The sequence below is a fragment of the Rhodanobacter sp. FW102-FHT14D06 genome, from assembly GCF_043950705.1.
Taxonomy (GTDB): domain Bacteria; phylum Pseudomonadota; class Gammaproteobacteria; order Xanthomonadales; family Rhodanobacteraceae; genus Rhodanobacter.
The window spans coordinates 2,552,374-2,576,411 of sequence record NZ_CP170722.1; the positions used below are offsets into that span (position 1 = coordinate 2,552,374).

16 protein-coding genes are annotated in these 24,038 nt (G+C 68.5%); 8 read left to right on the forward strand and 8 right to left on the reverse strand.

Annotated features, from left to right (window positions below; translation table 11 throughout):
- Positions 1 to 111: 111 nt before the first annotated feature.
- From ACFCQI_RS11405 to fucP, 5 genes are all read right to left on the reverse strand, one after another.
- Positions 112 to 2,094, reverse strand: a complete 1,983-nt coding sequence (locus tag ACFCQI_RS11405) for a M1 family aminopeptidase (protein ID WP_395116760.1) — start codon at positions 2,092 to 2,094, stop codon at positions 112 to 114.
- 106 nt (positions 2,095 to 2,200) lie between these two features.
- A complete protein-coding gene (locus tag ACFCQI_RS11410) occupies positions 2,201 to 4,594 on the reverse strand; it encodes a GH92 family glycosyl hydrolase (RefSeq protein ID WP_395116762.1) in 2,394 nt (797 codons plus the stop codon).
- A 21-nt stretch (positions 4,595 to 4,615) separates the two neighbouring features.
- Positions 4,616 to 5,815 carry an AGE family epimerase/isomerase gene (locus tag ACFCQI_RS11415; protein WP_395116764.1) on the reverse strand — a complete coding sequence of 400 codons (1,200 nt, stop codon included), beginning with the start codon at positions 5,813 to 5,815 and terminating at the stop codon, positions 4,616 to 4,618.
- Positions 5,812 to 6,804: a carbohydrate kinase gene (locus tag ACFCQI_RS11420; protein WP_395116766.1), complete on the reverse strand. Its 993-nt coding sequence runs from the start codon at positions 6,802 to 6,804 to the stop codon at positions 5,812 to 5,814. The genes ACFCQI_RS11415 and ACFCQI_RS11420 overlap by 4 nt, the downstream gene beginning before the upstream one ends.
- Complete coding sequence (fucP, locus tag ACFCQI_RS11425; protein ID WP_395116768.1) at positions 6,794 to 8,113, reverse strand: L-fucose:H+ symporter permease; 1,320 nt, start codon at positions 8,111 to 8,113, stop codon at positions 6,794 to 6,796. The genes ACFCQI_RS11420 and fucP overlap by 11 nt, the downstream gene beginning before the upstream one ends.
- Before the next feature lie 154 nt (positions 8,114 to 8,267).
- Here fucP and ACFCQI_RS11430 point away from each other — a divergent pair, with 154 nt between their 5' ends.
- From ACFCQI_RS11430 to ACFCQI_RS11445, 4 genes are all read left to right on the forward strand, one after another.
- Complete coding sequence (locus ACFCQI_RS11430) at positions 8,268 to 10,565, forward strand: GH92 family glycosyl hydrolase (RefSeq protein WP_395116770.1); 2,298 nt, start codon at positions 8,268 to 8,270, stop codon at positions 10,563 to 10,565.
- Positions 10,566 to 10,631: 66 nt separating this feature from the next.
- Positions 10,632 to 12,428 carry an ATP-binding protein gene (locus ACFCQI_RS11435; protein WP_395116772.1) on the forward strand — a complete coding sequence of 599 codons (1,797 nt, stop codon included), beginning with the start codon at positions 10,632 to 10,634 and terminating at the stop codon, positions 12,426 to 12,428.
- The gene (locus tag ACFCQI_RS11440; RefSeq protein ID WP_395116774.1) at positions 12,425 to 12,871 is read left to right on the forward strand and encodes a response regulator; all 447 of its coding nucleotides are present in this window, start codon (positions 12,425 to 12,427) and stop codon (positions 12,869 to 12,871) included. Before ACFCQI_RS11435 ends, ACFCQI_RS11440 begins: the two co-directional genes overlap by 4 nt.
- 76 nt (positions 12,872 to 12,947) lie before the next feature.
- Positions 12,948 to 14,507 carry a response regulator gene (locus ACFCQI_RS11445; protein ID WP_395116776.1) on the forward strand — a complete coding sequence of 520 codons (1,560 nt, stop codon included), beginning with the start codon at positions 12,948 to 12,950 and terminating at the stop codon, positions 14,505 to 14,507.
- 150 nt (positions 14,508 to 14,657) lie between these two features.
- Here the strand turns inward: ACFCQI_RS11445 and ACFCQI_RS11450 are convergent, their stop codons facing one another.
- Positions 14,658 to 16,052 (reverse strand): sigma-54-dependent transcriptional regulator, encoded by a 1,395-nt coding sequence (locus ACFCQI_RS11450; RefSeq protein WP_395116778.1) that lies wholly within the window; start codon positions 16,050 to 16,052, stop codon positions 14,658 to 14,660.
- Between the two features lie 91 nt (positions 16,053 to 16,143).
- Positions 16,144 to 17,787, reverse strand: coding sequence for a sensor histidine kinase (locus tag ACFCQI_RS11455; RefSeq protein ID WP_395116780.1), 1,644 nt, complete (start codon positions 17,785 to 17,787; stop codon positions 16,144 to 16,146).
- A gap of 113 nt (positions 17,788 to 17,900) precedes the next feature.
- On the opposite strand from ACFCQI_RS11455, the gene sucC reads away from it, so the two are divergent.
- The 3 genes from sucC (at position 17,901) to ACFCQI_RS11470 (ending at position 21,991) form a co-directional block, all read left to right on the forward strand.
- Positions 17,901 to 19,250 (forward strand): ADP-forming succinate--CoA ligase subunit beta, encoded by a 1,350-nt coding sequence (gene sucC / locus ACFCQI_RS11460; protein ID WP_395116782.1) that lies wholly within the window; start codon positions 17,901 to 17,903, stop codon positions 19,248 to 19,250.
- A gap of 14 nt (positions 19,251 to 19,264) precedes the next feature.
- Positions 19,265 to 20,137: a succinate--CoA ligase subunit alpha gene (gene sucD / locus ACFCQI_RS11465; RefSeq protein ID WP_395116784.1), complete on the forward strand. Its 873-nt coding sequence runs from the start codon at positions 19,265 to 19,267 to the stop codon at positions 20,135 to 20,137.
- 183 nt (positions 20,138 to 20,320) lie between these two features.
- Positions 20,321 to 21,991: an NAD+ synthase gene (locus ACFCQI_RS11470; RefSeq protein ID WP_395116786.1), complete on the forward strand. Its 1,671-nt coding sequence runs from the start codon at positions 20,321 to 20,323 to the stop codon at positions 21,989 to 21,991.
- 81 nt (positions 21,992 to 22,072) lie between these two features.
- On the opposite strand, the gene ACFCQI_RS11475 is transcribed toward ACFCQI_RS11470, so the two are convergent.
- Positions 22,073 to 22,939, reverse strand: coding sequence for an outer membrane protein assembly factor BamD (locus ACFCQI_RS11475; protein WP_395116788.1), 867 nt, complete (start codon positions 22,937 to 22,939; stop codon positions 22,073 to 22,075).
- A 70-nt stretch (positions 22,940 to 23,009) separates the two neighbouring features.
- On the opposite strand from ACFCQI_RS11475, the gene rluD reads away from it, so the two are divergent.
- Complete coding sequence (gene rluD / locus ACFCQI_RS11480) at positions 23,010 to 23,984, forward strand: 23S rRNA pseudouridine(1911/1915/1917) synthase RluD (protein WP_395116790.1); 975 nt, start codon at positions 23,010 to 23,012, stop codon at positions 23,982 to 23,984.
- Positions 23,985 to 24,038 lie beyond the last annotated feature (54 nt).

Consider the following 24,038-nt stretch of genomic DNA (forward strand, 5'->3'; position numbering starts at 1 on the left):
GCGCCCCTGCACGGGACGGGCAGGCTGACGACGTGTCGCTGGGGGCGATCGACATGCAGGCCGAACGCGGTGGTCGACCGGTCGCCGCCCCCTCCATTCGCGCGCCGCTGGCTACGGCATCGTCAACGTGTTGTTGCTGCGGTCGGCATCGGGCAGATCCCGTGCCGGGTCCAGCGTGGCCGATTGCAGCTTGCGCGTGCCGTCGACGTGGATCACGTAGCTGCGGTGCTGCATCCAGGTTTCCCACGGCACGCGCACGTCCTGTTTGCTGCCGTCGTCGTAGACGAGTTGCAGCGTGGCGGGCAGCACCAACTGGTCGAGGTTGGCCACGGTGACGTCGACGCCCTTGCGGTAGTCGCCGTCGGTGTAGGCGGCCTTCTGTACGGCCATGTCGAATTGCCAGTTGTGTTCGAACCAGCCGCGCCAGAACCAGCCGAGATCCTCGCCGGTGTCGCTTTCCATGAAGCGGAAGAAGTCGGACGGGCTGGGGTGCCTGCCGGCCCAGGTGGCGATGTAGCGGCGGAAGGCGGGGTCGAAGCGTTCCGGGCCGATGATTTCCTCGCGCAGCAGCACCAGGCCGAAGGCGGCCTTGAAGTAGGTGATCGGGTGGCGGTATTTCTCCGGGATCGCATCGGCCAGGGTCATCGGCGGCGGCGCGTCCGCATCCTTCAGGATGGCGGCGATCTGCTCGGCCGGGGTGCCCTTGCCGGGGGCGTATTCGCTGTCGCGCTTGGGCGCGAACTTGCCGCCGTCGAAGGCCTCGGCTTCATACACGTCGACGAAGGTGTTGAAGCCCTCGTCCATCCATGCGTCGCGCCGCTCGTTGCTGCCCACCACCATCGGGAACCAGGTGTGGCCGATTTCGTGGGCGATCAGCATGCGCAGGACGGCGCCGGCAGCCTTCTTGTGGTCGAAGGTGATGCCCGGGTATTCCATGCCGCCGGCGGTGCCGGCTTCGTTGATGGCGACGGGGTACGGATACGGGTAGTAGGTGCGCGAGAAGAACTCGACCGATTTCTTCAGGTTCTGCGTGGCCACGCCCCAGGCCTTGTCGCCGGCGCTTTCCACCGGGTAGGCAGACATCGCCAGCGCGGTCTTGCCGTCGGGCAGGTTGATGCGCGCGGCGTCCCAGATGTACGCCCTGGACGCGCCGAAGGCCACGTCGCGGGTGTTCTTCATCGCGAAGTGCCAGGTCAGCGTGCCGCCGCGCTTCGGACGGCTGGCCGGGTCGTCGACTTCGGCGGCGCTGCGGATCATCACGGTGGCGTCGCTGTGGCGGGCCTGGTCGAGGCGCTTGCGCTCGGTGGCGGTCAGCACGTCCTGCGGGTTGAGCAGTTCGCCCGAGCCGACCACCAGCATGTCCGAAGGCACGGTTACGCGATAGTCGAAGTCGCCGTATTCGAGGTAGAACTCGCTGTTGAGGTAGGGCTGGGTGTCCCAGCCGCGCAGGTCGTCGTAAACGGCCATGCGCGGATACCACTGCGCCATCTCGAAGATGTCGCCTTGCCTGTTCGCGTTGACGTCGGTGCGCCCGCCGAACTCGCCGGGCACGGTGTAATCCCAGGCGATGTGCAGCTTGAGCTGGCCGCCATGGCCTTTCAGTGCGGTGGGCAGGGTGACCTGCATGCGGGTGTCGCTGACGACCCAGTGCGCTTTCTGCCTGTGGCCGCCGGCGTCCTCCACCTCGACCGAGCGGATGTGTTCGCCGCTGGTGAACTCGGTGGGGAACTTGGCGCCGCCGAACGCGCCGCGGGCGTCCTTGCGGTAGCGGTTCTGTTCGATCTGCAGCCACAGCACCGGCAATGCGTCGGGGCTGTGGTTGGTGTAGCTGATCACTTCGCTGCCGCTGAGCTTGCGCGTCGACGGATCCAGCGTCGCCTCGATGCGGTAGTCGGCGCGGTTCTGCCAGAACGCCGGGCCGGGCTTGCCGCTGGCATCGCGCATGGCGTTGGCCGCTTGCGGGTAGGTGAACGGGGCGAAGGTCTGCTGCGGGTCGAAGCCGTGCTTCGGCGCGTCCGCCGCGTGTGCGGACAACGCCGCGCCGAGCAGCAGCGCGAGGCTCGTGGTCAGTCGTTTCGTCAGTGCCTTTGCCATGTGTCCGGTTCCCCATTCCTGAAATGAGCGATGGAACGGCCGCGACCGTTCCCTAAATATGCGATGAAACGGCCGCGACCGTTCCCTGACCTTTTGCGACCGCGCATCAACCATGCGGCGGAGGAAATGACGGTGGTTCGCCGGCGTCGCCCGCGCCCCACGAGGTATTGGCCTTCGCGCCCAGCGCGTAGCGCAACGTGCCGCCGTGGGCGACCAGCGCCGGTGTCAGCCATGGTGCGTCGTGCGGCTTGCCGTCCACGGTGAGCGACTGCACGAACGGTGTCCGTGCCGAGGCGCCGGGCGCGTCGATGATCACCTCGCCGCCGCTGCCGTGCACCACGGCGTGGGGAAACAGCGGGCTGCCCAGCAGCAGTTCGGCGCGCCCGGGGATCTCGGGATACATGCCCAGCGCAGCCCAGACGTACCAGGAGGACATCTCGCCGAGATCGTCGTTGCCGGGGATGCCGTCGGGCGCGTTCTTCCAGATCGTGTTGGCGACGATGCGCACCGCCTCCTGGGTCTTCCACGGTTGCCCGGCGTAGTCGTAGAGCCAGGGCGTGGCCACCGAGGGTTCGTTGTCCAGCTCGGCGTGCAGCGGGCCGGCCTTGGTCAACGCCCACTGGCCGTCGGGCGTGTGGAAGAACGCATCCAGCCGCCGGGTGGCGGCAGCCTTGCCGCCCAGCGTGTCGAACAGGCCGTGCACGTCGAACGGCACCATCCACAGATAGACCGCGGCGCTGCCCTCGACGAAGCCGTCGTCGGTGGCCGGCGTGAAGGCCGGCCAGCTGCCGTCGGCGTTGCGGTTCTGGATGTAGCCGGCCTGCGGCGTGGCGCTGGGGTTGAACAGGTTGCGCCAGTAGCCGGCGCGGGTCAGGAACCGGGCGCGGCCGCTGGCGTCGCCCACCTGGCGGGCGAGTTCGGAAAGCGCGAAATCGGCGGTGCTGTCTTCCAGCGTTTCGCCGGCGCCGCCCCACGCATGCGACTTGCTGGCGATGTAGTGCAGGTCGAGCCACTGGTCCAGCGACGGACGCTGGCCGACGCACTCGACGTTGCAGCCGTCATCGGAGAGATCGTTGGCAGTGACCACCGTGGCTGCCTTCACCAGCGAGGCATAGGCGCCGTGCAGGTCGAAGTCGCGGCCGCCGAACGCCACGATGTCGGCCAGCGCGGGCACTGCCGGGTCGCCGCTCATCACGTGGGTGCCGCCGGAGTTGTGCGTCCAGCGATCCCATTCGCCGTGGTTCTGCCGCGCCTGGTTGTAGAGCGACTGCGCGATGTCGCTGCCGCGCTTCGGGTCGAGCCAGCTGACCAGTTGCAGGTGCGAGCGGTAGATGTCCCAGCCGGAGAAGTTGGCGTACTGCATCGCCTGCCGGCCTTCGACCGTGTGCGTGCGCTGGTCGAAGCCGCGGTACTGTCCGTTGACGTCGCTGTAGACGTTCGGATGCATCATCACGTGGTACAGCGCGGTGTAGAAGGTGGTGCGCTGGTCCGGCGTGCCGCCGTCGACGGCGATGCGGCCGAGATCCCGGTTCCACGCCTGGACGGCCTTCTCGCGCACGCTGGCGAACGTCGTGCCCTGTGGAATTTCCGCTTTGAGGTTGGCGCGCGCATTGGCGAGGCTGACGTAGGAAATGCCCACGCGCAGGCCGACCTTCGCGCCGTGGTTGCCGAAGTCGAGCCACGCGCCGGAACCCTTGCCGATGGCAAAGAAACCTTTATCGCCATAGCCGGTGCCGCCGCTGGCAGTGCGCGCGCCAGCGCGCACCTGGCCGTCCACCCAGGTGCCGCCGGTGCGGAACGGCTGGTCGAACTCGGCGACGAAATACAGCGTGTAGTAGCTCTTGCGGTCCGCCTCGGCGAGATAGCCGCAGAAGTTGCCGCTGGTGACCGAGCCGGTGACCGTGCGCGTGGCCGGATCGACGCGCACGTCGGCGGCGCTGCTGCCGACCTCGGAGTCGGAGGTGCGGATCAGCAGGTTGGCTGGCTTGCCGGCGGGGAAGTCGATGGTGGCGATGCCGCTGTGCATCGCGGCGGTGAGTTCAACGGAGCTGCCGTTGGCCAGCGCCACCCGGTAGTAGCCGGCCTTGGCTGTTTCCTCGGCGTGGGAGAAATCGCTGGCGTAGACGCTGTCGGTGGCATCGGCCGAGGGCGAGCTGGTGACGGCCGTGGTGATCGGCATGAACGGGATGTCGCCGCTGGCGCCGGCACAGCCGGTGCCGGACAGATGGGTCAGGGCGAAGCCGCGCACGCGCGGGTGGTCGTAGGCGTAGCCACCCGGCGCGGCGGTGCGATTGTGCTTGCCGCGGGTCGTCTCCGGGCTCCACTGCAGCATGCCGAACGGCAGCATCGGACCGGGAAAGGTGTTGCCGCCGTTGCTGCTGCCGATCAGCGGGTTGACCGCGGTGGCCGGCGAGCCCTCGGCCGCCTGCGCGAAGGCGAGCGGCGCGACCAGCAACAGCGGGGTCGCGAGCGCGAGGCGAGCGGGCAAACGTCGGATCATGAGGGCTTCCCTTGGCAGGGTTCAACGCGCGAGCAAGGCGAGCACTTCGTGACACGCGCCCATGGTGTGGTAGTCGGTCTTGCCGGCCGGGCTCTTCTCGTCGCTGATCTTGCGGTTGTCGGGGGTGAGGATGCGGTACCAGGCGCCATGCCGGTGATCCACGAAATGCTCCCACGCGTAGGTCCACAGGCGCCTGTACCAGTCGTCATAGACGGCCTCGCCGGTACGCGCGTGCAGCAGGGCGGCGGCGGCCAGCGACTCGGCCTGCACCCAGAAATATTTTTCGTCGTCGCAGATGCTGCCATCCGGCGCGAAGCCGTAGCAGATGCCACCGTGTTCGTCGTCCCAGGCGTGGGCCAGGGCGCGGTCGAACAGTTCCTTCGCGCGCGGCAGCAGCCAGTCCTGCGGCGTGCCGCGCGCAGCCAGCAGCGGCTCCATGATCAGCAGCAGCTTGGCCCATTCGGTCTGGTGGCCGGGCTGGAAGCCCCACGGCTTGAACAGGTTCTTCGGGTCGTGGCGGTTGAACTCGCGGTCGATGTTCCAGTGGCGATCGTAGTGTTCCCATACCAGGCCATCGGCCTTGGCGGCCTGGTCGCGGGTCATGCGGTCGGCGAGGGTGAACGCGCGGTCCAGATAGCGCGGTTCACGGGTGGCCTGGTAGGCGGCGATCATCGCCTCGCACATGTGCATGTTGGCGTTCTGGCCGCGGTAATCGCTGAAATGCCAGTCGGCATCGGCCTCGTCGCGGTACAGCCGCGCGTCGGCCTCCCAGTAGCGTTGCTCGAGCAGGTTCCAGGTCTCGGTCATCCAGCCGCGGGCTTCCTCGATGCCGGCCTTCAGCGCGGTGGCGTAGGCCAGCAGCACGAAGGCGACGCCGTAGGCCTGGTTGGAGCTGTCTTCCGGCCGGCCGTCGCGGATGGTCCAGTGATAGCCGCCGTTGGTGGGGTTGCGATGGACCTCGCGCAGGTAGCGCAGGCCGTGCCGCGTGGCCTCCAGGTATTCGGGGTTGCCGAAGGCCAGCCATGCCATCGCGTAGTTGAAGACGAAGCGCGTGCTGCTGACCAGGTGGCGATGACTGCGGTCGTAGATCGTGCCGTCGTCCTTGAAGTAGTGGAAGAAGCCGCCTTCCGGATCGATCGCGCGCGGATGGTAGAACGCCATCGTCTGCGCGATGTGGCTGCGCAGGAAGTCAGGCGAGCGGAAATCGGGTGCGGCAGTCATGCCTGCTTCTCCATGAAGTCGAGCACCTCGGCGCCACTGGGCATCGCGGCGAACGAGCCCTGGCGGGTGACCGTGAGCGCGCCGCAGGCGGCGGCGAAACGCAGCATCGCGTGCAGCCGCGGCAGCTGGCTCACCAGGTGGTCGAGCCGGTCGGGCGTGGCGTCGAGTTCGGCCAGGCGGCACAGCAGGCCGCCGACGAAGGCGTCGCCGGCGGCGGTGCTGTCGACCACGGTCACGGCGTAGCCCGGCAGCTCCCCTTCGGCATCCGGATGGAACCAGCGCATGGGCCGCGCGCCGTCGGTGACCACCAGCAGCCGGGCGCGACCGCGCCACAGGCGGTCCAGCGCGGCCTGCTCGCCGTCCGGTGCCAGCCACGCGAATTCCTCGGCCGAGAGTTTCACCACGTCGGCCAGATGCAGCGCCGGCCACACCTGCGTCAGTGCATCGGCGCCGGCCGGCCACAACGCAGGGCGCAGGTTGAGGTCCATGCTGACCAGCGCGCCGGCGCCGTGCGCGCGCTGCATGCCTTCGCGGGTCGCGTCGGCGATGGCCGGCCCGGTCAGGCAGTTGGAGCAGACGTGGAACACCGCCACGCCGTCGAATGCCCCGGCGCGGAAATCGGCAACGCGGAATTGCAGATCGGCCGTGCGCTCGCGATGGAAGATGAAGCTGCGCTCGCCCGCGGCATCCAGCGTGACCAGCGCGAGCGCGGTGGGTGCGGCCGTGCGCGACACGTCCGCCGTGCCCACGCCGGCGCGTTGCAGGCCATCCAGCAGGAAGTCGCCGAAGCGGTCGGTAGAGAGCATCCCGGCGAAGCGCGCGTTGCCGCCCAGGCGCGCCACCGCCACCGCGACGTTCGCCGGCGCGCCGCCGGCGAACGGGACGAAGCTGGCGGCGAAGCCGTGCGCGTCGACGCCGCTGGCGTGCAGGTCGATCAGCGCCTCGCCGAAACAGAGGATCGGCCGGGGCGGGGCGGGATCAGTCGACACTGCTGCGGATCTTCGAGCCGCTGATGCCGTAGAACACGATGTACAGGTAGCACAGCAGCGGCAGGAAGAACGCGTGCTGCAGGCCGATGTGGTCGGCCAGCACACCCTGCAGCTGCGGGATCACCGCGCCGCCGACGATGGCCATGATCAGCAGGCTCGATGCCTTGCTGGTCATCGGGCCAAGCCGCTCGATGCCGAGCGCGAAGATGGTCGGGAACATGATCGAGTTGAACAGGCCGATCGCGATGATGCTGTACATCGCCGTGGTGCCGCTGCTCAGCATGGTGGTCAGCACCAGCAGCGCGTTGATCGCGGCGAACGTGGCCAGCAGCTTGCGCGGCGAGATCCTGGCCATCAACGCCGAGCCGACGAAACGGCCGAGCATGGCACCGCCCCAGTACCACGAGACGTACTTCGCCGCCTGCTGCTCGCTCATGTGGCCGATGTCGGGCATCGACAGGTAGTTGACCATGAAGCTGCCGATCGACACCTCGGCGCCGACGTAGAAGAAGATGCCCAGCACGCCGAACAGCACGTGCGGGTGGCGCAGCACGTCGGCGAAGCCATGGCGGCCGTGATCGTCCTTGTCGGTGGACTCGGTCAATGCCGGCAGCCGGAACATCCACACGAACAGCGCCAGCAGGAACAGCACCACCGCCAGCCCGATGTACGGGAACTGCACCGCCTGCGCCTGCTGGGTGTCGTAGAGCAGGCGTTGCGCCGGTTCCAGCGCGGCGAGTTCCTCCGGGTTCTTGACCACGTTGGAGAGAATCAGCAGGCCGCCGAACAGCGGCGCCAGCGTGGTGCCCAGCGAGTTCAACGCCTGTGCCAGGGTGAGCCGGCTGGAGCTGGTCTTCTCCGGGCCGAGCAGGGCCACGTACGGATTGGCGGCCACCTGCAACACCGTGATGCCGGTGGCCAGCACGAACAGCGCGCCGAGGAAGGCCGGGTAGAGATGCAGCGCCGCGGCCGGCCAGAAGCCCAGCGCGCCGATGCCGGCGATCGCCAGCCCGGCCACGATGCCCTTCTTGTAGCCCAGTGCCGCGACCATGCGCCCGGCCGGCATGCCCATCAGGAAATACGCACCGAAAAAGGTGAGCTGCACCAGGATCGCCTGGGCGTAGTTGAGCTGGAAGATCGACTTCAGGTGCGGGATCAGGATGTCGTTGAGGCAGGTGAGGAAGCCCCACATGAAGAAGATCGTGGTGAGCACGCCCAGCGCCAGCCAACTGCTGGTGTAGGGCGCGCGGGGCGCACCGTGGTCCGGCGCGAGGGGAGTGGGGCGGGGCGGCGTAACGACAGGGGCCATGGCGATTCCGGTGCGGGAGGCGGTCGGGCGTGTGTCGCTCGGCGGGCAAGCAACCGGGGCAATGTAACCGTTTCCATGCGCCGACCGATCACGCGCTGCAACATGCCCGCGCGGGTGCTACTTTCGCAGCTTGCCCCGCTGCGCCGAGATCGCCATGACCCTCCGCATCCCGATGTTGTTCGCCCTGCTGGCCTGTGCCGCCTGTTCGTCCGCACTGGCCGCCAGCGGCCACGCCGGCAATGTCGATCCCCGCATCGGCACCGGCGGCGACGGCCACACCTTCCCCGGCGCCACCGTGCCCTTCGGCATGATCCAGCTCTCGCCTGACACCGCGATGCCGGACTTCAAGCACGCCTACAAGTGGGCCGCCGGCTACCAGTACGGCGACAGCAGCATCATGGGTTTCTCGCACACGCATTTCTCCGGCTCCGGACATTCGGACCTGGGCGACGTGCTGGTGATGCCGATCGCCGGCGACGTGCGGCTGGAACCGGGCGACCCGGCCACACCGGGCAGCGGTTATCGCTCGCGCTTCTCGCACGACAGCGAAGTGGTGCAGGCCGGCTATTACGCGGTGACGTTGAGCGACTACGGCATCCGCGCCGAACTCACCGCCGGCCGCCGCGTGGGCTGGCATCGCTACACCTTTCCGAAGGACAAGCCCGCGCACCTGCTGCTCGACCTGCGCCCGAGCATCTACGACTACCCCGGCAAGGTGCTGTGGTCGAAGCTGCAGGTGGCCGACGACGGCACCGTCACCGGTTGCCGCACCACCCGCGGCTGGGCGCCGGGACGCGAGCTGTGCTTCGCCATGCGCTTCAACCAGCCGATGACGTCGCGCACGTTGTACGACCGCGAGAGCGACGTCCTCTACAAGGGCTTCAAGGGCCCCGGCAACCAGCCGGTGGACCACGACGCGCAGAACGGCCGCGCGCTGGTCGGCGTGTTCGACTTCGGTGCGCTGAAGCAGCCGCTGGAGGTGAAGGTGGCGATCTCGCCGGTCAGCGCCGCCAACGCGGTGGCCAATCTCGATGCCGATGGCAAGGGCTGGGATTTCGACGCCCGCCGCGCGCAGGCAGGGGCCGCGTGGGATCGGGCGCTGGCGGTGGTCGACGTCGATGCCTCCGCCACCGTGCGCAAGCAGTTCTACACCGCGCTCTACCACGCCATGCTGTCGCCCACGTTGAGCATGGACGTCAATGGCGAATACCGTGGCCCCGACCATGCCGTGCACAAGGCGGACGGCTACGAGTTCTACTCGACCTGGTCGCTGTGGGACGTCTACCGCGCGCAGCAGCCGCTGATGGTGCTGCTCAATCCCGAACGCAGCACCGACTTCATCCGCTCGCTGATCGCCGCGCGCGAGGCGAGCCCGTTCGGCATCCTGCCGGTGTGGGCGTACCAGGGCCTGGAGACCTGGTGCATGATCGGCTACCACGCCGTGCCGGTGATCGCCGATGCCTGGATCAAGGGCGTGCGCGGCTTCGATGCGGACAAGGCGCTGCAGGCGATGGTGGCCAGCGCCACCTACGCGCCCTACGGGGATCTCGCCGACTACATGAAGCTCGGCTACGTGCCGATCGACAAGGAGCCGGAGGGCGCCTCCAAGACGCTCGAATACGCCTACGACGACTGGTCGCTGGCGCAGATGGCGAAGGCGATGGGCAAGAACGACGTTGCCGCCACCTTCGGCAGGCGCGCCGGCAACTGGAAGAACGCGTGGGACCCGAATACCGGTTTCATGCGCGCGCGGCTGGCCAACGGCAAGTTCCGCGAACCGTTCGACCCCACCGCCGCCGGCTACGGCAGCGACTTCACCGAAGGCAACGCCTGGCAGTATTCGTGGTACGTGCCGCAGGACGTGGCGGGCCTGATCGAGGCGATGGGCGGAGCCGCGAAGTTCGTGGCGAAGCTGGACGCGTTGTTCGACGCGAAGGTCGACCCGGCGCACTTCAAGCACGTCGAGGACATCACCGGCCTGATCGGCTGGTACGCGCACGGCAACGAGCCCAGCCACCACATCGCCTATCTCTACGACTACGCCGGCGCGCCGTGGAAGACGCAGGAGAGGCTGAAGCAGATCATGGACAGCCAGTACGCCGCGCGGCCGGACGGACTCTCGGGCAACGACGACCTGGGCCAGATGTCGGCCTGGTACGCGTTCACCGCGCTGGGCTTCTACCCGGTCACGCCGGCCAGCGACGTCTACGCCATCGGCCGGCCGTTCGTCGGGCGTGCCACGCTGCACCTGACCGACGGCAAGGACTTCACCGTCAGCGCGGCGCCGCTGGATGACGCGCACCCTTACGTCGGCGAGGTCACGCTCAACGGCAAGCCGCTGGCCGCCCCCTTCCTGCATCACGCGCAGATCCTCGCCGGTGGCGAGCTGCACTTCCGCATGCAGGCCACGCCCAACCGCCACTGGGGCGTGGGCGCCCCGCCGCAGGGATGATGATCCGCCGGGTCGTGCCAGAATGGGGCGGGCGTTGATGCTGGCCGTCGCGGAGGGCTGGATCGAATGAATTTCCGCAGCTTCATGAGTTGGCGGGTCGCCGGACTGCTGTCGGCCATGCTGATCATCGTCGGCCTGCCGTACGTGGTGACCCGGCTGAACACGCAGGACACCGTGCTGGCCAACAGCTGGGTCACCCACTCGACCGAAGTGCGCTCGGTCGCCTATCGCATCGCCTACCTGATCCGCAGCAGCGAGGCGGCGACCTACCGCATGCTGGTCGGGGACGTCGGCACCGAGACGCGCGCCGAGGCCGAGAGCGCCGCGGCACAGGTGCCGCAACTGCTGCAGCGGCTGCGTGCGATGACCCGCGACAACCCGGCCCAGCAGACCCTGATCGGCGCGCTGGAAAACAGCGTTACCGGCCGCCTCACCCTGATGGCTCGTGCGCGCGAGCTGCAGCGGCGCGGCGACGTGGGCCGCGCCGGACAAGCGATGGGCGAGGCCACCGACCTGTTTCCGTTCGCCACCAAGATCGACGGCATCGTCGCCAACGAAGATGAGTTGCTGACCGCCCGCAAGCAGGCCGCCCACCACCGCGAGTTCAACGGCCAGCTGGTGCAGGGCATTACCGCGCTGGCGCAGTTGGTGCTGCTGGCGATCATCGTGATCGCCTCGGAACGGCAGATTCGCCAGCGGCGCCGGGCCGAGACGCGCGAGGGCCGCGCGGTGCTGCGTTCGCGGCTGATCCTGCAATCGGTGCGCGAGCCGATCGCGCTGTTCGACGCCAACCTCAACAGCCTGCTGCTGAACAACGCTTTCGGCGACCTGTACGGCGAGGACCCGCAGCAACCGTCGCGCACGCTCGTCGAGATCGGCGGCGGCGTGTGGAACGACAGCGCGCTGCTGCAGCGTTTCCGCGACGTGCTGCTGAGCGACCGCGAGCTGTGGGACTACGACCTGGTGCAGCGCACCGCCGACGGCGAGCAGCGCCACATCGTGGTCAACGCGCGCCGGCTGCAGCAGGATCTCACCGACGAACCGGCGCTGCTGCTCACGGTCAGCGACGTCACCGTGCGCGCGCTGACCGAGGAGAAGGTGATCGAGCTCAATCGCCAGCTCGAGGGCAAGATCAACCAGATCTCCGACATCAACCGCGAGCTGGAGGCGTTCAGCTACTCCGTCTCGCATGACCTGCGCGCGCCGCTGCGCCACGTGGCGGGCTTCGTGCGCAAGCTGGAGCACCACCTGGCCGGCCAGCTCGACGACAAGGCCAGCCACTACATCGGCGTGATCGACAGCGCGGCCCAGCGCATGGCGCTGCTGATCGACGACCTGCTGGTGTTCTCGCGCCTGGGCCGCGGCCCGCTGCGGTTGCAGGCGGTGGACATGCAGTCGCTGGTGGAGGAGGCACGGGCACTGGCCGAATCCTCGGCGGAGGGCCGGCGCATCGTGTGGACGATCGGGCCCTTGCCGATGGTCATCGGCGACGCCAACATGTTGCGCACGGTGTGGCAGAACCTGCTCGGCAACGCGGTGAAATACACCGGGCGCCGTGAGGTGGCGCGCATCGAGGTCAGCGCCGGGCGCAGCAGCCGCGGCGATTACGAGTTCGAAGTGGCCGACAACGGCGCCGGCTTCGACATGCAGTACGCGGACAAGCTGTTCGGCGTGTTCCAGCGCCTGCACCGCGCCTCGGATTTCCCGGGCAACGGCATCGGCCTGGCCAACGTGCGGCGCATCATCACGCGCCACGGCGGCAAGGTCTGGGCCGAGGCCGTACCGGACCAGGGCGCCACGTTCCACTTCTCGCTGCCGGCCATCGACGTGGCCGGGGCGCAAAACGGAGAGTCAGCGGCATGAACAAGAAAGAACTGCGCACCGTGCTGCTGGTCGAGGACAGCCTGGCGGACGCCGAGATGGCGATGGACGCGCTGGCCGAAGCCCACCTGGCCAATCCGGTGGTGCACGTCGAGGATGGCGTGGAATGCCTCGACTACCTGCATTGCACCGGCGCCTGGGCCGGGCGCGATCCGGGCGACCCGGCGGTGGTGCTGCTGGACATCAAGATGCCGCGCATGGACGGACTGGAAGTGCTCACCCGCATGCGCCACGACGAGCACCTGCGGCGCGTACCGGTGGTGATCCTGTCCTCCTCGCGCGAGGAGAGCGACCTGGCGCGCAGTTGGGACCTCGGCGCCAACGCCTACGTGATCAAGCCGGTGGACGTGGACCAGTTCTTCGAGGCCGTGCGCACGCTGGGCCGGTTCTGGGCGGTGCTGAACGAGGCGCCCGAGGCGAATTGACGCATGAACAGACGCGCCCGGGCGGTCGCCCGCGGTGTAGACAACGATGGCCGCACGGCCAGTGACGGAGAACCCCATGCCCAACCGGCAGATCAAGTCGATGCCGACGATACGGGTGCTGCAAGTGGAGGACAGCGAGCTCGACGCCGAGCTGGTGCTGGCCGAGCTGGACGCCGACGGCATCCCGCACGAGGCGCGGCTGGTCGACGACGAAGCCGGCTACCTGGCCGCGCTGGACGAGTTCGCCCCGCATATCGTGCTGTCCGACCTGAGCGTGCCGGGTTTCTCCGGGCAGCGTGCGCTGGAGCTGCTGCGCGAGCGCGACGAGGACTTGCCCTTCATCTTCGTTTCCGCGACGCTGGGCGAGGATGCCGCCATCGAGGCACTGCGCAACGGCGCGACCGACTACATCCTCAAGCAGAACCCCGTGCGCCTGGCCAGTGCGGTGCGTCGGGCGCTGGTCGAGGCGGATGCGCGCAAGGCCAACCGCCGCGCCGAGGCCGACCTGATCCGCGCGCAGCGGTTCGAGAGCCTGGCGATGCTCGCCGGCGGCCTCAGCCACGACCTGCGCAACCTGCTGCAGCCGCTGTTGCTGGCCGGTGACAGCCTGCGCGACTACCAGGACGACCCGCGCCTGATGCGGCTGGGCAACCTGGTGCGCGATTGCGGCAAGCGCGGGCTGGAGATGGTGCACTCGATGCTTTCCTTCGCCCGCGGCGCCCGCCGCGCCGAGCGCGTGCGCGTGGGCACCCTGATGAGCGCGTTCGGCCTGCTGATGCAGGGCAGCGTGCCCCGTTCGGTGGTGATGGACCTGGCCATCGACGACCCCGAGCTGGCCTTCGAGGGCAACCACACCGAGCTGCAGCAATGCCTGCTCAACCTCTGCCTCAACGCGATCCAGGCGATGCCCGACGGCGGCAACCTGCGCATCGAGACCAGCCAGCAGCGGCTGGCCGACGACTTTTTCCTGCCCGAGGAGGTGCCGCACACCGGCTGCTACCTGCGCATCAGCGTGATCGACTCCGGGCCAGGCATGGACCAGGCCGTGCTGGAGCACCTGTTCGAACCGTTCTTCACCACCAAGGACGCCGGCACCGGCCTGGGCCTGATCTCGTGCAAGCGCATCGTGGCCAGCCACGGCGGCGTGATGCGGGTGGACAGCAAACCCGGCAGCGGCACCCGTTTCGACCTCTACATCCCGCTGGACGAAATGGAAGCCGACGCCGAGGCGATGGACGACATGCAGAGCCTTGAAGGCGCCGCCGAACGCGTGCTGGTGGTGGTGGAGGAGGCCGGCCAGCTGTCGCTGCTGTCCGATACGCTCGATGCCTACGGCTACCAGGCGCACGCCAGCCAGAGCGGCACCGCCGCGCTGCAGTGGATCGAGGCCGGCGGCCTGCCCGACCTGGTGCTGCTCGACGCCGACATGAACCTGTTCACCGGCGTGCGCACGCTGGCCGCGCTGGTCGAACAGGGTTACCAGGGCGGCGTCGTGCTGCTCGCCCGCCCGGACGCGCCACCGGACCCGCAGGAACTGCCCCCGCTGGACAACCTGCAAATCGTGGACAAGCCGGTCAGCACCGCGGCCCTCCTGCGCGCGCTGCGCAAGGGATTGGAGGGCGACGACTCCGCGTAGGCCAGGCACGGCGCGCCGCTTTGCGTTCCACGTGGCCGGAGCCGGCGGTTGCCGCCCTGCGCGGCGGTCGCGGGACATTCCCCGTGCGAACGCCTTCCCTCGCTGCGCGGCGGAAAGCCGTCGCGCGCAGGGAGGCGTCGGGTTGCGCCTTCAGTCGATGCCGAGCTTCTTCAGCTTGTAGCGCAGGGCGCGGAAGGTGATGCCGAGTTTGCGGGCGGCGGCGGTCTTGTTGTAGCGCGATTCTTCCAGCGCCTTGACGATGGCGGTGCGCTCGATGTTGCTGATGTAGTCGTCCAGCCCGCCATCGGCGCTGGGTGCCGCGGCGGCGGCAGCGGCCGGAGCGCCGGCGGTGGCGGCGACCTCCGTCGGCGCCGGGCGCGCGCCGCGCTGGGGCAGCATCAGGTCGGAGGCCTCGATGCTGGCGCCGTCGCTCATCGCCATGGCGCGTTCGAGGATGTTCTCCAGCTCGCGCACGTTGCCGGGGAAGTCGTAGGCTTCCAGCGCGTCGAGCGCGGCCGGCGTCAGCCGCCCGACTTCCTGGCCGCTCTTGCCGGCCAGCGACTTGAGGATGAACGCGGCCAGCTGCGGCACGTCGCCGCGGCGTTCGCGCAGCGGCGGCACGCGCAGCTCGATCACGTTGATGCGGTAGAACAGGTCCTGGCGGAACTGGCCCTGCTCGACCAGTTGGCCGAGGTTCTTGTGGGTGGCCGAGAGGATGCGCACGTCCACCGGGATCTCGTCGCGGCCGCCGATCGGGCGCACCGCTTTTTCCTGGATCGCGCGCAGCAGCTTGACCTGCATGTGCAGCGGCAGTTCGGCCACCTCGTCGAGGAACAGCGTGCCGCCCTGGGCGGCCTGGAACAGGCCTTCCTTGTCCGCGCTGGCGCCGGTGAAACTGCCCTTGCGATGACCGAAGAACTCGCTTTCCATCAGCTCGGACGGGATCGCGCCGCAGTTGACCGGCACGAACGGGCCGCCCGCGCGCGGACCGCGCTCGTGGATCAGCCGCGCGACCAGCTCCTTGCCTACGCCCGATTCACCGGCGATGTAGACCGGCGCCTGGTTGCGTGCCAGCTTGGCGATGGTGGCGCGCACCTGTTCCATCGCCGGCGAGTCGCCGATCAGGCGGTCGCCGGAGCCGCCGGCCTTGGCGGCGCCGCCGCCTTCGCGCTTCTCCTCGGCCAGCCGCAGCGCGGTGCGCACCAGGCCGCGCAGCATCTGGATGTCGACCGGCTTGGAGACGAAGTCGAACGCGCCGGCCTTGAGCGCGTTCACCGCCGCGTCGACGTTGCCGTAGGCGGTAATCATCGCCACCGGCGTGTCCGGGCAGGTTTCGGCGATCAGCTCGATGATCTCCTGGCCGTTGCCGTCGGGCAGGCGCATGTCGGTGAAGCAGAGGTCGTAGCTGTTTTCGCTCAGCGCGCGGCGGGCGTCGGCGACGGTGCCGACGGCTTCGACCTGCAGGTCCATGCGCCCGAGGGTGATGGTGAGCAGCTCGCGGATATCGCGTTCATCGTCGATGACCAGGACGGTCTGGAGGCTCATGGCATGTCGCGAGGGGAGGGTGGCTCAAGAATAACCGCGGCCCAAGTCAAGAGCAAAGCCGGCGCGCGGCGTCGGCGGCCTGCCGGAGCGTTCAGGCTTCGGGCTCGCCGTCGCCGGCGCCGCGGTTCATCTGCGCCGGCGTCAGGGTAAGCCGGAAGCAGCTGCCACCGCCGGCCACGCGCACGTACTCCAGCGCGGCCTGGTTGGCCTCGCTCATCTGCTTGGCCAGGTACAGGCCCAGGCCGGTGCCGTATTCGTGGGTGGTGTAGAACGGCTCGAAGATCTGTGCGGCCACCTTGGGCGCGATGCCGGGGCCGCGGTCGATCACCTCGAGGATCGGCACGCCATGCTCGCCCTGGCGTGCGACCACCATCACCCGCGCCGGCTCGCCGGGCAGGCGGCCGTAGCGCAGCGCGTTCTGCACCAGGTTCCACACCACCTGTTGCAGCTGCTGCGGATCGGCCAGCGCGACCACCGCCACGCCGGTGCTGGCGATCGCGCGCAGCGAGTCGGCGCCGAGGTCGTTGCCCTGGCGGTATTCCTCCACGAAATCCTGCGCCCAGTCGCCCAGGTCCAGCGCTTCCGGGCGCGAACGCTCGCGGCGCGACAGCTGCAGGATGTTCTCGATGATCTCGTTGAGCCGCACGCAGTGGTTGTTGATGATCTCGACCATGCGCTGGTCGGCGCCGTCCATGGTGCGCGATTCGGCCAGCAGCTGCGCCGAGTAGCGGATCGCCGCCAGCGGGTTGCGGATCTCGTGGGCGATCGAGGCCGAAAGCCGGCCGAGCGAGCTGAGCGTGAGCTCCTCCGCGCGGCGCGACAGCAGCGAGGTGTCGTCGAGGAAGATCAATACGTGCGAGTCGTCGTTCGGCGCCAGCCGGGTGAAGCGCGGCACCACTTCCGGGACGCCGTCGGCGAGCTGGGTGGCGGTTTCGTCGAGCTTGCCCGAGGTCATCCAGTGGTACAGCCGGCGCGACAGTTCCGGCGCCAGCAGCCCGAGGTCGCGCTGGTCGGCGCCGGGATTGCCCAGCAGCATCCAGGCCGATTCGTTGATCTGGTGGATGCGGTTGGCGTCGTCCACCAGCAGCACGCCGGTCTTCATGCGGCGGATGATCAGTTCGTTGATCTGCGACAGGTTGGCCAGGTCGGTGCTGCGCTGCTCGGCCAGCGCCTCGGTGGCGCGCAGCTGCTGGCCCAGCACGCTGCACAGGGCGGTGGTGGCGAAATAGGCCAGGCCGAACAGCGCCGCTTCGAGCAGGTCGCGGTCACCGGCGTGGGGCGACAGCGACCAGCCGAACAGCGAGATGCCCAGCATGCCCAGCGTCGCCAGCGCGGCGAAGAAGCCGGACATGCGCAGCGGCAGGATCAGCGCGCCGGCGCAGAGGTTGACCGCCAGCATCATCGCGATACCGATGCGCGCATCGTGCATCGCCACGATCGCCAGCACCGCGGCGACGACGTCGACCACCAGGGTGGCGGCCACGGCGGTCTTTGCGTGGGCCATGCTGCGCCGGTTCAGCAGCAGCGCCAGCAGCGCGAAGATCAGGTACAGCGTGGCCAGCGTGCGCGCGAAGCCCGGCGCGGCCAGCTGCGGCCAGCCCATGCCGGGCGGGCTGAATGCCAGGGCGACGTACACCAGCGCCTGCACCAGCCTGAAAACATTGAGGAACGACAGCTCGTGGCGGATCGTGGCCGTCCCTGCGCGCGGATCGTTTAACGTAGCTAAGGTAGACACGTAGGCTGCGATTCCGGTGCGGTTGCGGTCGAGTATATGACGCCCCGGGCAAGCCCGGGCGGGGGCCGCGCCACCTTCGTGGAGGCCGGAAAATCGCCGCCCGGCCGGTCGCGATGGGGCCGCGCCCTTTCCATTGCGGCCCGCTTCCGCGAAAATGGGCGGCCGTTTGCTGCGGTTCGGCCCGTGTCCGGCCCTTGTGCCGCGACCGGGTCGTGTGTGATTCCACCGCCGATCCCCTGACCCACGCCTTTCTTCATGCGTGCGGCCGTCATCGTTTCTCCGTTCGCTCGAGGTATCGAATGAATTTCCACGAATACCAGGCCAAAGAACTGTTCGCGCAGTACGGCATCGCCGTGCCGCCGGGCAAGGTCGCCAACTCCCCCGACGCCGCCGTCGATGCCGCCAAGGCGCTCGGTGGCACGCAATGGATGGTCAAGGCGCAGATCCACGCCGGCGGCCGCGGCAAGTCCGGCGGCGTCAAGTTCTGCAAGAGCTTCGACGACGTGCGCGCCGCCGCCAAGGGCATGCTCGGCACCAACATGGCAACCTATCAGTCGGCCGGGCGTGCGCTGCCGGTGAACCTGGTGCTGGTGACCGACGCCACCGACATCGCCCGCGAGCTGTACCTGTCGATCCTGGTGGACCGCGATTCCAAGGCCATCTCGTTCATCGCCTCCAAGCATGGCGGCGTGGACATCGAGCAGGTGGCGCGCGACACGCCCGAAGACATCCACACCATCGTGGTCGATTTCGTCGAAGGGCTGCAGCCGTACCAGTGCCGCCAGCTCGGCTTCGCGATGGACCTCAACAACAAGCAGGTCAACCAGCTGACCAAGATCATGCTGGGCCTGTACAAGCTGTTCAACGAGCAGGACCTGGCCCTGGTCGAGCTGAACCCGCTGGCCGTGCTGGAAGACGGCAACCTCGCTGCGCTGGATGGCAAGGTCAACTCCGACGACAACGCGGAGTTCCGTCATCCGAACCTGGCCGCGATGCGCGACCTGACCCAGGAAGACGCCGCCGAAGCCGCCGCGCAGCAGAGCAACCTCAACTACGTGACGATGGACGGCAACATCGGCTGCATGGTCAACGGCGCCGGCCTGGCGATGGCCACCATGGACGTGATCAAGCTGGCGGGCGGCGAGCCGGCCAACTTCCTCGACGTCGGCGGCGGCGCCACCAAGGAGCGGGTGACCGAGGCGTTCAAGCTGATCACCTCCTCGGACAAGGTCAACTGCATCCTGGTCAACATCTTCGGCGGCATCGTCCGCTGCGACATGATCGCCGAGGGCATCATCGCCGCGGTCAAGGAAGTGGGCCTGAAGATTCCCGTGGTGGTGCGCCTGCAGGGCACCAATGTCGATCAGGGCCGCGAACTGCTGGCCAACTCCGGCCTGGCGATCACGCCGGCGGATGATCTCAACGACGCGGCGCAGAAAGCCGTGGCTGCGGCCAAGGCCTGAGGAGCAATCGAAACATGAGCGTTCTCGTAAACAAAGACACCAAGGTGCTGGTGCAGGGCTTCACCGGCCAGCAGGGCACCTTCCACGCACAGCAGTGCATCGACTACGGCACCAAAGTCGTCGGTGGCGTGACCCCGGGCAAGGGCGGTTCGGAGCACATCGGCCTGCCCGTGTTCAACTCGGTGGATGAAGCGGTGCTGGAAACCGGCGCCGACGCCTCCGTCATTTTCGTGCCGCCGCCGTTCGCGGCCGACTCGATCCTCGAGGCGATCGACGCGGGCATCAAGACCATCGTGGCGATCACCGAAGGCATCCCGGTGCTCGACATGCTGCGCGTCAAGAACGTGCTGCAGCAGCATCCGGAGATCGTGCTGATCGGGCCGAACTGCCCCGGCATCATCACCCCCGGCGAATGCAAGATCGGCATCATGCCCGGCCACATCCACAGCAAGGGCAGGGTCGGCGTGGTCTCGCGCTCCGGCACGCTCACCTATGAGGCGGTGTTCCAGACCACCAACGAAGGCCTCGGCCAGAGCACGGTGATAGGCATCGGCGGCGATCCGATCAACGGCCTGAACTTCATCGACTGCCTCAAGCTGTTCCAGGACGATCCGCAGACCGAAGGCATCATCATGGTCGGCGAGATCGGCGGCAGCGCCGAGGAAGACGCCGCCGAGTTCATCGGCGAATACGTGAAGAAGCCGGTGGTCTCGTTCATCGCCGGCGCCTCGGCCCCGGCCGGCAAGCGCATGGGTCATGCCGGCGCGATCATCTCCGGCGGCAAGGGCACCGCCGCGGCGAAGTTCGCCGCGCTGGAGAAGGCCGGCGTCACCACGGTGAAGTCGCCGGCCGACCTGGGCAAGGCGCTCGCCAAGCTGATGAAGTAGGCGTTGGCGCAGGAGAACAAGGGCCGCGCATTGCGCGGCCTTTTTTTTGGCTTCGGCGCCGTCACGCGCCGGCAACGATCCGCCGCACGATCGGCGGATCTGAATGCAGCGCCCGCGTGGACGGGCCACCCGGCGCGGCATTCCACTACCATTCGCCGATTGAATCCAAGGAATGCTGCGTCCATGGCAAAGCTGCGACTGGCGCTGGCCCAACACGATTTTGCCGTCGGCGCGGTGGCGGCCAATGCCGCCAAGGCGGCAGGACTGATGGCGCAGGCGCGCGAAGGCGGCGCCGCGCTGGTGGCCTTTCCCGAGCTGACCCTGAGCGGCTATCCGCCGGAGGATCTGCTGCTGCGGCCGAGCTTTCTCGCCGCCTGCGAGCGCGAGCTGTGCGCGCTGGCCTGCGCGGCGCAGGGCGTCGCGGCGCTGGTCGGCCATCCGCACAGCGCCGGCGAGGTCTACAACGGCGCCAGCCTGCTGCGCGAGGGGCGGATCGAGTGCACCGCGCACAAGCAGGCGCTGCCCAACTATGGCGTGTTCGACGACCTGCGCTATTTCCGCCCCGGCAACGGCACCACGACGCGCGTGATCGAGGGCGTGAGCGTGGGCCTGCTGATCTGCGAGGACGTGTGGCAGCCCGAGCCGGCCGCGCAGGCCGCGGCTGCGGGCGCGCAGCTGATCGTGGTGATCAATGCGTCGCCGTGGGACGACCGCAAGCAGGCCGAGCGCGAGGTCGTGCTGGCGGCGCGGGCGCGCGAAACCGGCTGCGCGATCGCCTACCTCAACCTGGTCGGCGGCCAGGACGAGGTGGTCTACGACGGCGCCTCGATCCTGGTCAACGGCGACGGGTCGATCGCGGCACGGGCGCCGGCCTTCGTCGACGCGCTGCTGTGGGCCGAGTTCGACCCGGCCACGCGCACGCTCGCGGCGATCGACTGGCCGGTGCCGGCCGACTCGTCGATGGAGGCGACGCTGTACGCGGCGCTGGTCCGCGGCGTGCGCGACTACATCGACAAGAACCGCTTCGACGGCGTGCTGCTGGGCCTTTCCGGCGGCATCGACTCGGCGCTGACGCTGGCGCTGGCGGTCGACGCGCTGGGCGCCCGGCGCGTCACCGCGGTGATGATGCCCACCCGCTACACCTCGCAGCTCTCGCTCGACGGTGCCCGCGCGCAGGCCGAGCAGCTGGGCGTGGACTACCACGTGATCCCGATCCAGGCGACGTACCAGTCGTTCATGGATGCGCTCACTCCCGCCTTCGCCGGCAAGGCCGCCGACACCACCGAGGAAAACCTGCAGTCGCGCACGCGTGGCGTGATGCTGATGGCGCTGTCCAACAAGCACGGCCGCCTGCTGCTCGCCACCGGCAACAAGAGTGAAATGGCCGTGGGTTACGCCACCCTGTACGGCGACATGTGCGGCGCCTACGCGCCGCTCAAGGACGTGTACAAGACGGTGGTGTATCGGCTGGCGCGGTGGCGCAATGGAGCCGGTAACCGGGAACGCATGTCCTCGCCGACATCCGGCTCTTCGACGATGCCCGATTCCCGATTGCCGATTCCCCCCGAAGTCATCGCCCGTCCGCCCTCGGCCGAGCTGCGCGACAACCAGGTCGACCAGGATTCGCTGCCGCCGTACGACGAGCTGGATGCGATTCTCGAACGCTTCATCGAGGGCGAGCAGTCGCAGGCGGAGATCGTGGCCGCGGGCCACGATGCCGCGACGGTGCAGCGGGTGGCGCGGCTGGTGTTGCTCAACGAGTTCAAACGCCGCCAGTCCGCCCCCGGCCCCCGCGTCACCACGCGCGCCTTCGGCCGCGAACGCCGTTACCCGATCACGTCAGGGTGGCGCTGAGCCGGGATTCCCGGGAGGACCGCCCGGCGGTCGTGCGTATGTCCTTCCTGTTTACCGTTCCCGGCCGCGCAGCAGCCGGCATCAATGATGCCCGGAGAACGGAATCATCTTGCGCACCAGCGAGGGTGCGTGCGGCCACTTGGGATCGGTGAGATAGGGGTGGTTCGGATAGTTCAGCGCCAGCACTTCGCGGGTCTGCGCAGCCAGTTCCTTGCGGTCCAGCGCCAGGTAGCTGCGGGCGAGGATGGCCAGCGCATCGCCGGTCTGCGGCGCCTGCTGGTAGTGCTCGATCACGTACTGCGAGCGGTCGGCCGCCGCGATGTAGGCCTTGTTCTGCAGGTAGAACTCGGCCACGTTGATCTCGTACTGCGCCAGCAGGTTGCGCAGGTAGATCATGCGCTGGCGTGCGTCGGCGGTGTAGGCGCTGTCGGGGAAGCGCCGCGACAGTTCGGAGAAATCGTCGAACGCCTGCAGGTTGTAGCCCTGGTCGCGGCGAGTCAGCCCGCCGGCGCGCTTGGTGAAGCGCTCGATGAAGCCGCTGGTGCGGTCGAAATTGATCAGGCCGCGCAGGTAATAGGCATAATCGACGTGTTTGTTGGCCGGATAGGTCTTGATGAAGCGGTTGATGGTGGACAATGCCTCGTCCGGCTGGTTGTCCTTGTACTGCGCATAGGCCAGCTCAAGCTGGGCCTGCTCGCTGTACGGACCGGACGGGAAGCGCGCGATCAGGCGCTGGAACGCCCGCACCGCGCCGGAGTAATTGCCCGCCTCCAGGAAGCTGTGGGAGCGGTTGTACAGCGGCTCCAGCGGCATCGTGTCGATGGTGTTGCCCTTGCGGCCGAACATCGAACAGGCGCCAAGCACGGCCACCAGGGCGACCACGGCGAGCAGCCTGGCGGCGTGCAGCGGGAACAACGATGGCGTGGTCGAGCCACTGGATGGGCGCATAGGAATGAATTCGGATGTCGGAACGAACAGGCATGATAACTGAAACCGGTTGCCGCCCGCGGGGGCTGGCATGACCACCATACGGCAGCAGGCGGAGGTTCCGCTGAGTGCAGCAGGCCGTCGCTTCGACCAGGCTTTGGCCGAGATGTTCCCCGCCTATTCGCGTTCGCGGCTCAGCGGCTGGATCAAGGCCGGCGCGGCGACCCTGGATGGCGCCCCGGCTGCGCCGCGGCAACTGCTGCGCGGCGGCGAGCGGGTCGAGCTGGATGTCGAACTGGAAACGGAAGTGCACAGCCAGCCCGAGGCGATTGCGCTGACGATCGTGTACGAGGATGCCGACCTGCTGGTGCTGGACAAGCCCGCCGGACTGGTGGTGCATCCCGGCGCCGGCAACCCGGCCGGCACGCTGCTCAACGGCTTGCTGCACCACGACCCGCAGCTGGCCGAGCTGCCGCGCGCCGGCATCGTGCATCGGCTGGACAAGGACACCTCCGGCCTGATGGTGGTGGCCAGGACGCTGTCCACCCATACCGCGCTGGTCGATCTGCTCTCGCGGCACGAAGTGGAACGCCAGTACGAAGCCGTGGTGATGGGCACGATGGTGGCCGGCGGCACGGTGGACCAGCCGATCGGCCGCAGCATGGGCGACCGCCTGCGCCAGGCCGTGCGTGACGAGGAGGACGGCAAGCGCGCGGTGACCCATTACCGCGTGCGCGAGCGCTTCCGCGCGCACAGCCTGCTGCAATGCCAGCTGGAAACCGGCCGCACCCACCAGATCCGCGTGCACCTGGCGCACATCGGCCACCCGCTGATCGGCGACCCGTTGTACGGCGGCGGCCTCAAGTTGCCCAAGGGCGCCAGTGACGGCCTGGTCGCCGCCTTGCGCGGCTTCCGCCGGCAGGCGCTGCACGCGGAGAAACTCTCGTTCGTGCATCCGGTCACCGGCGAGGCGCTGTCGGTCACGGCCGAGCGCCCCGCCGATCAATTGGCCCTGATCGAGGCGCTGCGTGCGGATCTGGCCGAACACGGTCCGGACCCGTATTGATGGGTCGGTACGCGCCGCCGCCAGCCGTGCGATGCTTGGGGAATCCCCGATCCC